The organism is Enterococcus sp. DIV2419 (assembly GCF_051711865.1).
GTDB classification, from domain to species: domain Bacteria; phylum Bacillota; class Bacilli; order Lactobacillales; family Enterococcaceae; genus Enterococcus; species Enterococcus faecalis.
Genome location: NZ_JBIONS010000002.1, coordinates 60,748 through 76,690, shown reverse-complemented (window position 1 = coordinate 76,690; position 15,943 = coordinate 60,748). Strand labels below are relative to the sequence as shown.

Sequence of the window (15,943 nt, the reverse complement as noted above, 5' to 3'; positions counted from 1 at the left end):
ATACTTCACCAGATAAATAGACAGTCGTTTTCCGCCGACTGTCTAAGACTAAGATAGATTTGTAAAGAAGTGAATAACATACTTTACATAATAGAATTTTAACATATACAAATAAAATGAGCTAAATTTTAGTATCTTAAATACATTAGTTATTATGTTATATATTTAAATGTGAATTATTCAATGCAGGTTTTTATTTGTTAGTTTCAAGTAAAAGCTTGCAAAGTTATTCATAATTCTGTATTCTTATATTTATATTAAAGGAGGTGGTTTAATTGACAAGTGACTCGATAGAAGGTGAGCAGAGAACTTTAGTATGTTTATCCTATTTCTTAATTGAATAAGAATACAGTAGTGCATCAAAAATTACTTTTCATTACCAGGATAGTAATAGATGGGCTTTTTTGTGTTTAACTATATTAAGATAGGGGATTAAAATAATTTATGGAAGAAAAAAATATATACCAATTAAATATTAATGAAGTATTAAGAAAATACAATATATCAGATTTAGAAAATGGTTTAACAGATAAACAAGTTAAAGAAAGTTTGTTAATGTACGGATTAAATAAATTAGAGTCAAAGAAGATACCAAAATGGAAACTACTTCTTAGACAATTTAGTAACATGATAATTTATATTTTATTGTTTTCGGCATTGCTTACATTGATAATGGGACATATCTCAGATGCCCTTATTATTGCATTAGTGGTTATTATCAATGCAATGATTGGCTATTATCAAGAGGCAAGTGCCTCAGACGCTTTAGAGCGAATCCAAGAAATGCTATCTTCTGAAGCAACTGTGTATAGAGATGGGATCAGAAAAGATATTCTTTCCGAAGAAGTGGTTGTTGGTGATGTTGTCTTTTTAGAAGCTGGTGATAATGTTCCAGCAGATTTGAGAATCGTTGAAGCCGATAATTTGAGGATCCAAGAATCTGCTCTGACTGGTGAACCTGATTCTGTAAAGAAGACTGAAGAATCTTTAGAAACGAAAGACATACCACTTGCTGAAAGAGTTAATTTAGCTTTTGCTTCAACTTCTGTTACTTCAGGTAGTGGCATAGGAGTTGTAACTTCAGTTGGTGAAAAGACTGAAATAGGAAAAATATCAACTGATGTTAATAATACGGAAACTAGAAAAACTCCACTCATGAAAGAGATAGATGGCTTAGGTAAAGGAATTACTTATGTCATCATGGGGGTAGCAGTAGCTTTGTTTATTTTTAGTTTGATTTTAGAGACTTATTCTTTGTCAGTGCTATCTCTTGCCGTAGTTACAATGATTGTGGGGTCTATCCCTGAGGGATTACCAGCCACAACTTCCGTTGTTCTAGCAATGGGTGTGAGTGATATGGCTAAGAACAAGAATACAATAGTTAAGACCTTGCCTGCTGTAGAAACATTAGGCTCTGTAGATGTTGTTGCTACAGATAAAACTGGAACTTTAACTAAAAATGAAATGACTGTGAAAGATATTATTTTTTACAAAAAATATCTTCAAGTTACAGGAGATGGATACAAACCCAAAGGAGAGATTCTTCATAATGATTCTCCAGTTGTAGTCGATAACCAACTTGAATTGTTTTTAGAAGCTGGGTTTGAAGCTAATGATACGGTGCTGGTGAAAGAAGAGGACCGTTGGACAATTAATGGAGAGCCTACGGATGGTTCTTTCTTAACGTTGTTTTATAAGCAATATTCTTATCCTGAGAAACCAGACTATGAAGAAATAGACATGTTACCATTTGATTCAGACTATCGATACATGGCAAAACTTGTCGAAAATAGTCACAAAGAACGGATTATTTTTATAAAAGGTTCTCCCGATAAACTTTTTCCAATGGCACAATCTTTTGATTCTTCATTTGATGAGAAATATTGGTTTCAACAAGTAACAGAACTTTCTGAGGAAGGAAAAAGAGTTGTTGCTGTTGGATTCAAAAAAGTCTCTTCAGATATTGGGGAAGTGACACATGAATTACTTAGTCATGGTATAGATTTACTGGGGATTGCTGGAATCATTGACCCTCCAAGAGAAGAAGTTATTCATGCCTTAAAAGAAATGAATCGTGCGGGTGTGCATGTCAAGATGATAACGGGTGACCATCCTTTAACAGCAAAAGCAATAGGTGAAAAACTTTGTTTAGCTTCTAAGATAAACGTGGTCACTGGTGCAGAACTTGACAGTATGTCACACGAAGAGTTTAAGAACGCAGTGTTGTATAATCAAGTATTTGCAAGAACCACACCAAAAAATAAAATGGATATTGTGGAAGCTTTACAAGAAAGTGGAAAAGTAACTGCAATGACGGGTGATGGTGTCAATGATGCTCCCGCTCTAAAGAAAGCAGATATTGGTGTAGCCATGGGAATGAATGGAACTGATGTTGCAAAAGATTCTGCGGATATGATTCTAACAGATGATAATTTTGGAACAATGTCTGTAGCCATCAGAGAAGGTAGAAGAATTTACGATAATATCAAGAAGAGCATATTATTCCTTCTGCCAACATCTTTTGCTGAAGGTTTAATCATTGCTTTTACAATTTTGACGCAAAAAGAAATGCCATTACAACCAACACAATTATTATGGATTAATATGGTATCAGCAATTACAATTCAGTTTGCTTTTATCTTTGAGCCTGCTGAAAAGGGGATTATGCATAGAAAACCACGTAAAAATGGGAATCGTTTGTTAAACAATCATGATATATGGCAAATGGCTTACGTATCGGTTTTGATGGCTCTGATAAGTATTATTTCATATGAATGGTTATTAGCAAAAGGTGTTAGCCAAGCAGTTGCTAGTACTATGATGATTAATGTTGTTGTATTGAGTAAGATATTCTACTTATTCAATATTCGTACTAGTCAGCCGGTAATATCAAAAAGTTTCTTTAGTAATCCAAAAGCCTTTGTAATAATTTTGATTATGATTGTTCTTCAGCTAATTTTGACCTATGTCCCATTTATGCAGTCTTTGTTTCACACTTCTGAGATGTCAATAATTCTCTGGGGTATTTCGATTGTATCAGGCATTGTCATTCTTATTATCACAGAAATTGACAAGTTACTTAGGCTAAAATTAAATAACCAAACGTAGAGACAATATAAACAAAAATAAAATTAGATATAAGCCGATTAGATTGTTCTGGTCGGTTTTTTTATATTACTACAAGTATATGATATATGTTAGTCGAAAAGATACTTTTCGAAGTTTTTCTAACTAGCTATATTAAGATCACAATTTATCAACCTTCTTTCCACGAATTTTTAAGTGTAAAAGTAATTGAAGTTGTGATTAATATTTGCTTTCTACAATAACTGTCTATTCTCTTGTGATATAATAGGCATAAAAGTGAGTCTACATTTCAGGAGATGATTTAGTAATGGGATTGAATGCATTTTTAACAGGATTAGCAAATTTAGAAAAAATAAGGAGAGCTCCAGGTTTTTTTAAATTTACTGAACACACGGTAGCTGCTCATTCATTTAGAGTAGCAATGATTGCTCAAACTTTAGCTGATATAGAAGAGTTGTCGGGGAATAATATTAATTGGCAAACTCTCTATGAAAAGAGTCTAAATCATGATTATACGGAAAGATTTATTGGTGATATAAAAACACCAGTGAAATATGCTAATAAAGAATTACGCAGCATGTTAGCTTCTGTTGAAGAAAGCATGACAAAAGCTTTTATAAATCAAGAAATTCCTAATGAGTTTCAAAAAATTTATCAAAGAAGACTTTCAGAAGGAAAAGATGATACTTTGGAAGGTCAAATTTTATCCGTTGCAGATAAAATAGACTTAATGTATGAATCATACGAAGAAATTTCTAAATCAAATCCAGATAATGTATTTAAGGATATGTTTTTCGATGCAGTAATAACTGTAAAAAAATATAGAACGCTAAGTAGTGTCGAATATTTTTTTGAAAATATTTTTCCAGAACTAATCCAAGATGATTTTTATGGTAAACTTTCGTTCCAAAAAGAAATAGAAGCTATCCTTAATGATTGAATATCTAATAATTAAAAAAAATTTTAGAATAGAAAAATTCTTTTTCATATGCAGTAACCCCTAAAAGTTATAAAAGTCTAACTTTTAGGGTTTTTTTGTATTATTTATTAGGTATTTAAATAGATTATTCTATTTAAACTTGAACAATAAGAAAAAACTATATTTTTTCCTTGCTATGGAACCAGTTTCATCATTTATTCTAAATTTGTAAAAATATAGGAGGGAAGAAAATGTTTACAAATATCGAAATACAAGGAGAAAAAGGTAATCAATTGATCTATGTACGTTTAACAATTGAAGGAAATACTTTGGTCTTGAAGAGTCTTACTGGCAGTGATCGTGGAGAATTAAGAATGATTCCACTGAATGAAATCGAAAAGCAAGTTTTCGATAATTATTTTGGAGGACAAAGGTGGTCTTTTGAATACTTAGGGGTTACTTGGAAGATTTTTGAATATGGTACAGGACTCTTCTCGTATATTCAAAAGAATCTACAGCTGTTAACTTATTAATAAAAATATAAAAAAGACTTAAAGTTCAAGTCTTTTTTGTTTCAGTAAAAGTATCTGCTAGTGCATAACTAATTCTAAATAATTATAAATGTTACTAAAGGGTAGTATAGTTTCTTAATTTTAAATTCCTAATAAATCGTTCGAATTAAATAATATTAATTCTATACCAAATAAAAATAATTTAATTACCTTTTTTTAAATGGTTAATTCTAGTAAATTTCCTTCAGGATCTTTTACTATAGATTCATAATAACCATCACCAGTCCACCTAGGTCCATTTAATATTTCAAATCCATCTTTAATGAATTGCGTAGTCATTCGATTTACGTCTGATACTTCACCAACTTTAATTGCTAGGTGAGCAAAACCTAAAGAAAAATTATTGCCATCAACTAATCCAGATTTATTTTGAATCTCCAAGCGGGCACCATCTTTAAAAATTAAAAAATAAGAACGAAAGCCTGTTCTAGAGTTATGGTAAAGTTCAGTTGCAGTAGCGTTAAAGTAAGTTATATAAAAATCCTTCATCATTTCTAAATCGTTTACCCAAAGTCCGATATGTTCAATTTCCATTTGATATTCACTTCTTCCTGTTTATTTTGTAAAATTTATTGTAAGATTACTATAATTTATGGAACGCGTTCCAAGTCAAGGAGAAAAAAATGCATACTATTTCAGATATTGCAAAAATTGCTGGAGTTTCAAAAACGACTGTTTCCCGAGTATTAAATGATGAAAAATATGTTTCTGATAAGTTACGACAACGTGTTAAAAAAATTGCAGACGAGTTAGGTTATATTCCGAACGGTAATGCTATTAGTCTTAGTACTGGAAAAACATATACTCTAGGTGTCTTGTTGCCCGCATATGATAATTGTTATGACGAACTGTTAAACTCGATTTTATTAAATGCAAAAGAAAAAGACTATCATGTTATGGTATTGCCTAGTTATTATGAATTTATTACTGAAAAAACCTACTATGAAATGTTTCGTCGTAAAGTCATAGACGGTCTAATTCTAGCTTCCATAAATGCTCCAGAAAATATAATTATAGATTTACAAAAATATGGGAAAATAGTCTCTGCTGAAAAGCTAGATAACAGAGATATAACTATGATTTATCCTGATAGAACAGCTGCGTATAAAACTTTATTTGGTCATTTAAAAACGTTAGGTAAGAAAAGAACTGTGTTTACTTTAGAACGATCACCAGAGGTTAGTAAAAGCTCTCTAAATAAAATTAAGTCTTTCCAAAATCATTTTACTGAGCCCATAGAAAATAAAGATTTTTTCATTGGAATTAAAAGCTTTGATGATGGTTATCAGTTAGGTAAACATTTGGCAAAATCTCAAAATGTTCCTGAAATAATATATACGAGCGGTGATCAAATAGCAGCCGGTGTTATTAAGGCTTTTAACGAGAATAAGATTAAACATGGAGAAGATTATCAAATTATTGGAGAAGGAAACACACCGTATAGTCAAACTTTGAACTTTTCTTCTATCGATTTTCGTTTAACTGAAATTGGTGAACTCCTCGTTACACACATAATTTCTGACGTAGAACAAGAAAGTAAATCATTTACACCTAATATTTTATTTCGTGGTCATTTAGAATAATATAGTTAGTCATTAATTCACAACACTTAAGACATAGATAGTTATCAAGTAGAAAACACAGCTCTATTAAAATAACTTTAATAGAGGGATTTTCTGTTTCTTAAATAGTATTACAGCTAGAATATCAGGGTGCTGGTCCTTATACAGGAATTAAACGGAATATAATGTAAATAGGTACTAAAGGATATTTTAGTTCTATAGCTATGTTATTGAAACCTTTAAAATAAGTTGTTACTATTAAAGCAATAATTGAAGTAGATTTTTGTTTGCAAACTTATGTTTACTTTTGGTAAGCATATAGCTTCTTAAAATTTAAACTTATTAATAGAAGGGAAAGTACAAAGTATGCAAATTAGAAAAATAGATAAAAAAGATTTTTCAATAGTTTCTCAAATGATTCGAGAATCTTTTGAGCATACGGAGCATGGATATGGTAACGAAGCTGAATTAGTTGATAAGATACGCGCCAGTACCACATACATTCCTGCTTTAGAAATGGTTGCTGTTGACAATGACAACTCTATAATAGGTCATGGATTATTAAGTGAAGTAGAAATTATTGATTCTAACAAAGTTGCTCATGTGGGATTAGTTTTGGCTCCACTTGATGTGGCAGTTAATCATCAAAATAAAGGAATAGGAAGTAAAATCTTAATAGAGTTAGAAAAAGTAGCGACAGAAATGCATTATCGATTCATCAGCATCTTGGGTCATCCCAACTATTATCCTAGATTTGGATATGTGCTAGCAAGTAAATACAATATTAAGGCACCTTTTGATGTATCTGATGAACTATTTATGATAAAACCATTATATGAGGGTGCACTAGATTCAATTAGTGGAACAATAAAATATTCTGATGCTTTTAATGAATAATACAATAGGAGCTGGTATCAGCTCTTTTTGCATGTTGTTATCTGGATTTACCGAAAAATTATCACTTTTAATCCCAAAAATCTAAAAAGAAACGTAACTGTTATAAAATAAAACATCCGTACAGTCATGCACTTAATTTGGTCATTAAGAATGTGTAAAATCTACTACATATAAGCTTCATGAGCGTGAATCTAATGATAATTATACATAAATCAAAAAACGAATAATTTCCTTTAGAAAATATAATTTTTTGCTATTATTCTTGACATTAAGCCCCTTTACACCACTTTTAATAATATATCTTATGTTAACTAGAAAGCAAAAATACCTATTAATCAAAAATATCCGATTAATGGTTTTTGTTTTCTTATGCCTTTCCCCATTCAATATCTTTTAATGATAACACATTATGTGGTAGTTATAATTTTACTCCAAAAAAACAACATGTTGGTGATTATTTTTCAAATACAAGTGTGGTGAAACTAAACTTCTTAAATTGTTATAAATCAAAATTGAAAGAAAGAACGTTTAAATGTCTTTATTGCATAATTACCTAGCAATATTTTTGAAAATGGCTTAGAATTGCTCTCTCAAATTTACAGTATAGTTAAATTCCACCCATATTTTAAGATTCATAAATGTAGTCAAAAAACAGATAAAAAACTCACTGCTCTAATCGGCAGTGAGTTTTTGCGTAATGGATGCTAGTTTATAATTATCTAATAGGTACTTTTTCAGAATAACTATAGAATTGAGACTTATCTGTAAAATTAGCTTTATATTTACTGTTAATTCCAGCCTTTTTAGATATATCTCCCAATTCAATTAATAACTTTTCATCATTTCCTAAAAAATGAATTTTATTGTCAAATCCAACAATATAGATATAATTCACCATTTTATTTATTAATATTTCTGGATATTTTTCGCTATCTATTTTTTTATAGACTTGCAACAAAACATCTGTAATATCTAATATAGCTTTGGTCTTATCACGCTTCATTAAACTATTATATAGCTCATGAATTATTTTTTTTGTTTCCTCAATATCAATCATTTAAATACTTCCTCCACTAAAACTACCAAACAAATTATCTCCCCAACGTTTAACTCCTTCTGACCAAGCTTGTCCCCAATTTACTATTGCAATACACACCATTTCTATAATACGTAGCAGCTTCTATATTTGTTCCTAATGCTGTCAATCATGTCATAAATAACTAAGCCTTTAACTAATTTCTTTTTCATGAATGTTCATCTCGAAAATAAAAATTAGAAAACGTCTTCTATATAGAAATTATAGAACCAATGGTATAGTTTTGTAAATGTTAAAACAAAAGAATTTTCCTAATATTTTTGTAAGTTGGTATCTATGATAATTATTTTTAAACTGATTTTGACACCATTTTATTCAAAACAAATATTGCCATCAATACTTTCTTTTTATAAAATAGCCTTGATGTCTATATAAAAATTTTCAATTCAACAAGGAGAAATGAAACCGATGCTTATCATGCTACTAGTCATTATTGCTATGTATCTTTATTTGTTTCGTACACAAAAAAAGCAACAAAAAGAACGACAAGATTTTTTAAACAATTTACAACCAGGAGACGCTGTTGTGACTATTGGAGGATTACATGGAGTAATTTCTGAAATATCTTCAGATAAAAAGAAGGTAACTCTTGACTGCGAAGGCGCACTTTTCGAATTCGATCAACAATCTATACGAGCAAAAAAATAAGCAGAAAGAACCCCTTTCTGCTTATTTTTTTCTTTTATTTGGTAAAGAATAGCCTAACTCTTTCAACTGTTTTTTCGTGACCACATGACGAAATTCTCCATCAAAAACGATCAATGTATATTGATTTATCACTTCAACTTTTCCTTTGATTGTTTGTCCCATTACAGATTGACAATGTACAAATGTACCCACATCTATTAAATCTTTACTTTTTTTGGCCAAAACACAACCTCCGAAAATAATGATTAAAACCACCTATCTAGTAGGTGGTTTTGGAAGAAATAGTCTCTGAAGAACAATTTCAACGTAACAGTCTATAAAAATTTTATTGTATTTATTTTTCTATTTCAATCTTAACTTCTCTAAAAAATCTTGGTACAATCATTCATGACTTTTATTTAACTAGGAGGAAATCATGAATATACTCTTCTTAAGTATCTGCCTTTTTTATATAGCTACTATCTTAACAGGAGTTTATCACTGGCAAAATAACAAAAAGAAATAAAGAGAACATTTATTTTCCACACCCAAATAAAAAGGTAACAACCGCAAAAAAATCGAGGTTTAAATTCATGACACTATTATATTGAGGGTGCGATTGTTACCTTAGTTAATTTTACCAAGTTTTTTGCTAATTTTAAATCCCTCATTATTTCTTCTTTTTCAATACAAACAAAAGACAGATTAACAATAAGAAAATAGTTCCTATTAAGCCAAATAGAAACACTATTTATTCTCCAGTAGATGTGGTATTATTCAAGTTCTATTTGAAACTGGACATGTTACTGATTAATATTGGTATTGATACAGTATCATTAAATAATAAATAATTCGCTAAAAAATTTGTTACTAATCAAAAAGTAAAAAGAGGGAGGTTCTTGGAACATTGGACAACCCAATGATTAAAAATTCAGGACTTTATGATACAATAATGGTTATTATAACAAACTCTAAAGGTTATTCAGAAGTAATTCCTATTTGTCAACAACTACATCTTACTTCACACCCAGAGCAATCATCTAAATAAAAAGATTGATTTTTATAGTATGACAATTTTTTTTCGTCAATAGTAATATGTTTTCGTCGAGCAATTTCATTAGCAATTACGGCAAAACGTTGTCGAAATTTATATATATAACAAAAAATGGTATTACCTTTACGTACATTTGGACCAATTAAGAAAATATTTTTAGCAATTATTGATTCATCAAAATCATTCAAAAGAACTTGTCCATTTTCCTTATACTTAAACAATGATGCAGTAATAGATTTTATACCATTTTCAAAACCTGTACAAAGAATTGGTATATTTTCTACAGGTAATGATTTCCCATTTTCTGTAATCAATATATAACCAGTAGACGTTTTATCAATTTTTTTAACTTTGATAGTTGTGTATATTTTAATAGTATCTAATTTTTTTTGATTTACACGTAAATCAAAAAATCTCTGTCTTGTACGTGGTGATAACCTTTTGCTTGGGTCAGCATCTCTTATATTTAACCCCAAAGTATCTGTATAAATTGTAACTCGTTTACCTAATTTAGCTAATTCAAGAGCTGCATCAATCGCACTCTCATTTCCTCCGATAATTGTCTGCTTATCCCCTTTAATTTCAATCCAAGAATTAATCTCGCCATAATGTAAACTATTCTTATAAGAACCTTTAACACTAGATTTATTCGGAAAAGAGAACTCTCCCATCGCAAAAATTATATATTCTGCATGAATAAATCCTTTTGTTGTTTCAAGCAAATAACCAGTTTTTTCTTTTTTAATAGATTGAACTTTACAATTTGTATTAATAGGTAACTTATATTCTTCTGAAACTAATTGGAGGTATTTAGCATAATCTTTTCCAGATAAACGTTCCTTACCTAAAGTATATGAAGGAGATGTATCAATTGCTATTGCATTTAAATCAGGCATCCCAAAGCCATTACTTGTAAAAGAAGGAGTGATAAATCTTGTTTCCTCAGGCCATTTAATAAAACTATTACCTACCTGCTTTCTCTCTAAGATAGCAAAATTATTTATGCCAAAATCTTTCAAAGCAACCCCCATACCTACGCCAGCAGCGCCTGCTCCAATAATTATAACTTCTTTATTTTCCATTATTTACCTCCACTAAAATTTAAAGTCTTCAAATCTCTTCCTGAGTGTTATTATTGACTATTATTTTGATATTCATACACACTAGGAATAATTTTAATTTTTTTATCTAATACATTGAGAATCACAATCATTTACTATTTTTTTCAATAAATAATGAATCAAAAGACTTAAACTAAGGCTCCAAATACTGATTAAAAAAGTTCCAAATAATTGAAGAAAAAAGTCCCCTTTTTCTGCCATGACACCAGTTAAAATCGATCCTGCAATTCCACCCACTGCATTCATCCCAAAAGAATCTGCAGCGTCATCAAAGTTTGCTATGCGTAGATGCATTATGTGAATAATAATTGGACAAAGGGTACATACAATTACCGAAATTAATAAACTAATTGCAGGAGATACATATCCAACCGAGCAAGTACTACCTACTAATCCGCCGATTATTCCATTCATTATAGAATAGATAGATACTTTTTTTATTAAAATCCATTGGGTAAAAGGCCAGCTGATGCTACCGCCTAAAATTGAAATAAGTGTATTTAACCAAATTTGAATGGATTCTTCACCGATTTTTCCAGAAGGTGCCATATTAAATCCGAACCATCCTAAGGTAATAAATAGCATTCCCACAAAAGCTATCATTTCTTGTGATTTAAATATCAATGAATTCTTTAAACGTATTGGTGATGTTATTGCTAAAACAAGACTTCCTATTCCAGCGGTAGTATGGACTACTAGTCCACCTGAATAATCCAGTACTCCCATTTTCCCTAGCCAATTTCCATGTCCCCATAACGAAAAGCAAACAGGTGCATAAACAAATACAATCCACAAAGGAACAAACAACACAATATATTTCCAATTACCTCTTTCTAATACTGAACCAATTATCATAATTACAGAATATAAGCAAAAAAGTAATTGTATCAGTATAGAAACAATTTCACTAGAAGCTAAGGGGCTATAAAAGATACTATATTGAATATTTCCAAAAAAACTTAATGAGTATCCTACAAATAACCAACATAGAGTACCAGAAATAATAGTTACTAAACCCAAAATTAAAGTATGATGTATATATCTGTGATTAACTAGACCAACATAGTATAAAATTACTCCAAAAATCATTAACCACATAAAACAAAAGCAAACAAAAATAAATAGGTTATTCATAAAACCTCCATTTAATTAAATGTAAATCATTACTTTCACTTAAAATATAACATTTATGAATGTTATTTAATAAGGACAATCCCATCTCATATTTGTTATTACATTCTTCCAAATAAAACTAAACTATATTGATATTAATGCAATAAAATATTTACAAAAAATCATTTTTTAGCATGTATGCCAAAAAATGATTTTAGTAAATATAATAATCCTTAGAATATTGTTGAACAATTTCTAAAATGAATCTGTGAGGAATACAGATACTAGTTTGCCCTGGTTCTGATATCCATCCTGTTTTCACCGCAATTTGATCTGGACTATTATCTTTTTTTACACGAACGTGCCCATTTTTAACTTCTATAGTATTATATTGCCCTTTTGATGGATAATATGTTTTGATAAATTCTTTTGAATCATCTAAATTTATACGCTCAATCTCTTTCCCATCTATCTTGACCACAGCATATTTAGCGTCGTCAAAACTTTTGGAGTTAAATGGCTTATTGTGAAAAAAAATAAAATATGGAGAAAAAGAGATAGCTATTAAAAAGATAATAATTATTATGTCTCCTTTTTTCATCAGACCCTTTCTACACATTTTTATTAAGAATTAGTGAACTGTTTTTCCATTTGTTTCTGAACATCTTGTCTTTACTCACCTTTCTTCAAGAAATTGTTGAATTTGAATCCGTACATCATAGTCACAATCTTTATCATTCAGTAATAATATTAATTCTTCTTTTAAACAAACAGGAACTTCCCAAAAACCATCTATTTTCTGGAAATAATCAGGTTCATAATTTTTAAAAAATGGGTACAATTTTAAAAATTCTTCAAAAGATAAATCATATTCTTCATAAAAGTTTTTAACTAATCCTTTTTTAAGAGCCTCTTCTGTTGGAGTGCCATTTTCATTAATAATATTCTTCATAACCATTATTCTGTATAATTCAGACTTATCATATCTTTCTTGTTCATAATCTTGATAAAATTTAAAGCTCTGTTCCACAAGTGGCGGATAAATAATATTCATTTTCTTCAATACTATTACCTCCTACTTTTTATCCATCACTTTTTTTCCACCATAATAGCCTTTTAAAGATACATGATGACTTTTACGATAATCACCAAGATTCTCATCAAACGAAATTTCAGGTGATTTTAATTTATCGTGTGTTCGACGCAATCTTTTTTTTGTTTTCGATGTTCTTCTCGCTGGTACAGCCATATTTATTACCTCCTGTGTTATAAAAGTTACTGAAATACTTGAGCATTCAAACTATACTATTTGAAACTATTTATAGCGAAACATTACAGATAAAACGAACAAATCGTAACGATTACGTTTTGTTCGTTTTATACTATCAAGCTGTATCTAATTTGTCAATAACCTTTCTATAATAAATTAGTCTAGAATATAGTATAATTTATTAATTTTAAGATATTATTGATTACTTATAACAAAAAAATGGATAATCATACCATATATTTTTTATAAATTTATGGTATCCTTTAAACTGATTTTGATAAAACCAAAGATATACTCTTTAATTAATCATGCAGAGAAATGAGGGACTATATGAAAAAATTTAAATTTACATTATTTAGCTTGTTGGTAATTATTTTTAGTGGTCTATTAATTCAAAGATTTAGCGGTTACTTTTATACTACACCTGTTGGTATTGTAAAATCAGTAAAAATGATTGACAGCGAACAATTACTAACAGTTAAACTAGTAAATAATACAAAAAAAACTATTGTTGTAAAAGTAAAATTTAATGGAAATGAAAGTACCAATCCAGTATTTAATCAAAATAATCAAATATTATTAGATAATTCCACTAAGAAGTGGGAATTTATTTCTCTAAAAAGAGATGGCTATACTTTTATTTTAGTAGTTAGTTTTATTTCATTAGTCTTAGGTATCGCTGGGAAAAAAGGATTTTTTTCTTTAGTTGGTATTTTATTCAATATAATCTTTCTTTTTTTCTTGCTTTGGATAAATCAGCGAAACAGATCCATAAACTTACTATTGCTAATAACATTCTATACAATAATTGCTATTATTATATCAACTGGTTCTCTCTACGGACTAAAAAAAATTGATTTAAGGAAGGTTTTAGCAACAATATTTAGTGTTTTTATATCTTATTTTATTACCACAATTACTATGAAGTTATTAAACGATCAAGGACTGCGCTATGAAGAAATGCAATTTTTAACTAGACCTTATCGAACTGTTTTTCTTGCTAGCTTAATGTTAGGAGGAATTGGAGCAGCACTAGACAATGTTGTTGTTATAATTTCAAGTTTAGATGAACTTGTAAGACATACTCCTGAGATAAATACAAAAGAATTAATAGAATCAGGAAAGAATATCGCTTCAGATACCACTACTTCGATGATTAATGTTTTGTTATTTGCCTATCTTAGTAGTGCAACGCCTTTTTTTATTTTCTATTTAGCTAATGGATGGGATTTTGTTGAGACATTCAAAATGCATCTTTCATTGGAAATAATGAGAGTTTTATGTGGAGGACTTGCCATCTTGTTCACTATCCCAAGTTCATTTCTATTTTTTCTTTTATTTAAAAAATTAAAAAAGAAGGGGAAAACAGATGAATGTAATTAGTTTATTAGTCATTATTTTTATCTTTATTTCAATTATCATATTTAAAAATAATTCTTTCTACTTTATTTCAGGATTATTTTTGAATATAGTCATTTTTATTGGCTATCTAATAGCTATATCGCTTCATATTTCTGTATATTTGGTAACCTTTGTATCTTTTTTACTAATGACGATAGTAATTCTTTATTGGATAAATGGACGTAATGCTAAAACAAAATTGGCTTTTATCTGTGTTATATTTTTTTTAGTTACTTTTACTATTGTGTCACTACCATTAATCACTGCTCTTAAGACACAAGGATTTTCTTCTGAAGAATTAATTGAATTAGCTAATTTTGATTTAAATGTTGATATCCCTTTTTCTGAACTAAACGTCTCAATTATTTTAATTAGTTTTTCTGGTGCCGTTATTGACGGAAGTATGGCTATTTGTAGTTCTACTTACGAAATATATACGAAGAACCCAGATTTAACTTTTAAAGAACTATTTAATTCTAGTTTTAACGTAGTAATTGAGGTATTAAATTCGACTATATACACTCTCTTATTTGCTTTTATAGCATCTAATTTTGCATTAGTAATTTACTTACAGGATTTAAACTATTCATTTTTAGAATTAATTAATTCTAAAATTTTTGTAGGGGAACTATTAGTAAGTATTTTAACTGGTTGTGCAGGAATTTTAATTTTACCTTTGTCCTGTTTGCTAGGTAGCTGGATATTAAAAAAAAGATTCCACACTTTGTATTGAAACCCAAAAGCTAGGCCGAATACCTTTTATAGAAATATATTTGGTATTTTTATACAATTAACCGTTCACTTATATTGAACAAAATTGCAGTCAAGTTTCGTTTTGATTTATTGGTGATTTAAATAATTAAATCCATTTGTTATGTAAGTCTTGATTAGTGTGAACAAACACCCTCTAATCCAGTCTGCTCTTTTCCAAATACTTAAATAAAAGAATCCACAACTAATTTATCTGTTATTCTATGTAATATACTCAACAAAATTCACAGTAACTTAACTATGACTTTTCAGTAAAAATCAATTGTGCATACTGATACAGTAAGTTTAAACTTTTATTGTAATAGTATAATTCTTAATTTATATTTTTTACTTCTATTCCTAATTGATTTATTCAAAATTATCACAAAATCGTAAAAGTTAAAATTGCATATTCTAACACAAGAAAATCAAAAAAAAGAATTTCTTGTGTTAATATTGTTGAATATACTAAAG

16 protein-coding genes are annotated in these 15,943 nt (G+C 29.2%); 8 read left to right on the top strand and 8 right to left on the bottom strand.

Annotated elements, in window-relative coordinates; genetic code table 11:
- Positions 1 to 444: 444 nt before the first annotated feature.
- From IGI97_RS13390 to IGI97_RS13380, 3 genes are all read left to right on the top strand, one after another.
- The gene (locus tag IGI97_RS13390) at positions 445 to 3,108 is read left to right on the top strand and encodes an HAD-IC family P-type ATPase (protein ID WP_438738838.1); all 2,664 of its coding nucleotides are present in this window, start codon (positions 445 to 447) and stop codon (positions 3,106 to 3,108) included.
- A gap of 286 nt (positions 3,109 to 3,394) precedes the next feature.
- Positions 3,395 to 4,027 (top strand): YfbR-like 5'-deoxynucleotidase, encoded by a 633-nt coding sequence (locus IGI97_RS13385; RefSeq protein WP_438738841.1) that lies wholly within the window; start codon positions 3,395 to 3,397, stop codon positions 4,025 to 4,027.
- Positions 4,028 to 4,257: 230 nt separating this feature from the next.
- Positions 4,258 to 4,539 carry a hypothetical protein gene (locus IGI97_RS13380; protein ID WP_438738843.1) on the top strand — a complete coding sequence of 94 codons (282 nt, stop codon included), beginning with the start codon at positions 4,258 to 4,260 and terminating at the stop codon, positions 4,537 to 4,539.
- A 195-nt stretch (positions 4,540 to 4,734) separates the two neighbouring features.
- Here IGI97_RS13380 and IGI97_RS13375 read toward each other — a convergent pair whose 3' ends face one another.
- The gene (locus IGI97_RS13375; protein ID WP_438738845.1) at positions 4,735 to 5,112 is read right to left on the bottom strand and encodes a VOC family protein; all 378 of its coding nucleotides are present in this window, start codon (positions 5,110 to 5,112) and stop codon (positions 4,735 to 4,737) included.
- 89 nt (positions 5,113 to 5,201) lie between these two features.
- On the opposite strand from IGI97_RS13375, the gene IGI97_RS13370 reads away from it, so the two are divergent.
- Together IGI97_RS13370 and IGI97_RS13365 are read left to right on the top strand one after the other, a co-directional pair.
- Positions 5,202 to 6,161, top strand: coding sequence for a LacI family DNA-binding transcriptional regulator (locus IGI97_RS13370; protein ID WP_033601060.1), 960 nt, complete (start codon positions 5,202 to 5,204; stop codon positions 6,159 to 6,161).
- Positions 6,162 to 6,506: 345 nt separating this feature from the next.
- A complete protein-coding gene (locus tag IGI97_RS13365) occupies positions 6,507 to 7,037 on the top strand; it encodes a GNAT family N-acetyltransferase (RefSeq protein WP_438738847.1) in 531 nt (176 codons plus the stop codon).
- Between the two features lie 715 nt (positions 7,038 to 7,752).
- Here the strand turns inward: IGI97_RS13365 and IGI97_RS13360 are convergent.
- Positions 7,753 to 8,094 (bottom strand): bacteriocin immunity protein, encoded by a 342-nt coding sequence (locus IGI97_RS13360; protein WP_010709167.1) that lies wholly within the window; start codon positions 8,092 to 8,094, stop codon positions 7,753 to 7,755.
- Positions 8,095 to 8,532: 438 nt separating this feature from the next.
- On the opposite strand from IGI97_RS13360, the gene yajC reads away from it, so the two are divergent.
- Positions 8,533 to 8,781 (top strand): preprotein translocase subunit YajC, encoded by a 249-nt coding sequence (yajC, locus tag IGI97_RS13355; RefSeq protein WP_438738849.1) that lies wholly within the window; start codon positions 8,533 to 8,535, stop codon positions 8,779 to 8,781.
- Positions 8,782 to 8,802: 21 nt separating this feature from the next.
- Here the strand turns inward: yajC and IGI97_RS13350 are convergent, their stop codons facing one another.
- The 6 genes from IGI97_RS13350 to rpmF all read right to left on the bottom strand — a co-directional run bounded on the left by IGI97_RS13350 (position 8,803) and on the right by rpmF (position 13,297).
- Positions 8,803 to 9,003, bottom strand: coding sequence for a hypothetical protein (locus tag IGI97_RS13350; protein ID WP_239644853.1), 201 nt, complete (start codon positions 9,001 to 9,003; stop codon positions 8,803 to 8,805).
- A 759-nt stretch (positions 9,004 to 9,762) separates the two neighbouring features.
- Positions 9,763 to 10,896, bottom strand: a complete 1,134-nt coding sequence (locus IGI97_RS13345; protein WP_438738852.1) for an NAD(P)/FAD-dependent oxidoreductase — start codon at positions 10,894 to 10,896, stop codon at positions 9,763 to 9,765.
- Positions 10,897 to 10,998: 102 nt separating this feature from the next.
- Entirely contained in the window at positions 10,999 to 12,069 is a 1,071-nt protein-coding gene (locus tag IGI97_RS13340) for an ammonium transporter (RefSeq protein ID WP_010826358.1), read from the bottom strand.
- A gap of 193 nt (positions 12,070 to 12,262) precedes the next feature.
- Entirely contained in the window at positions 12,263 to 12,667 is a 405-nt protein-coding gene (locus tag IGI97_RS13335) for a NusG domain II-containing protein (protein WP_033598546.1), read from the bottom strand.
- 57 nt (positions 12,668 to 12,724) lie between these two features.
- Complete coding sequence (locus tag IGI97_RS13330; RefSeq protein WP_162499929.1) at positions 12,725 to 13,102, bottom strand: hypothetical protein; 378 nt, start codon at positions 13,100 to 13,102, stop codon at positions 12,725 to 12,727.
- A gap of 21 nt (positions 13,103 to 13,123) precedes the next feature.
- Positions 13,124 to 13,297 carry a 50S ribosomal protein L32 gene (rpmF, locus tag IGI97_RS13325; RefSeq protein ID WP_002394547.1) on the bottom strand — a complete coding sequence of 58 codons (174 nt, stop codon included), beginning with the start codon at positions 13,295 to 13,297 and terminating at the stop codon, positions 13,124 to 13,126.
- Positions 13,298 to 13,636: 339 nt separating this feature from the next.
- Here rpmF and IGI97_RS13320 point away from each other — a divergent pair, with 339 nt between their 5' ends.
- Positions 13,637 to 14,701, top strand: a complete 1,065-nt coding sequence (locus tag IGI97_RS13320) for a YibE/F family protein (RefSeq protein WP_162499926.1) — start codon at positions 13,637 to 13,639, stop codon at positions 14,699 to 14,701.
- The gene (locus tag IGI97_RS13315; RefSeq protein ID WP_002358536.1) at positions 14,688 to 15,452 is read left to right on the top strand and encodes a YibE/F family protein; all 765 of its coding nucleotides are present in this window, start codon (positions 14,688 to 14,690) and stop codon (positions 15,450 to 15,452) included. Before IGI97_RS13320 ends, IGI97_RS13315 begins: the two co-directional genes overlap by 14 nt.
- The last annotated feature ends 491 nt before the right edge of the window (positions 15,453 to 15,943 follow it).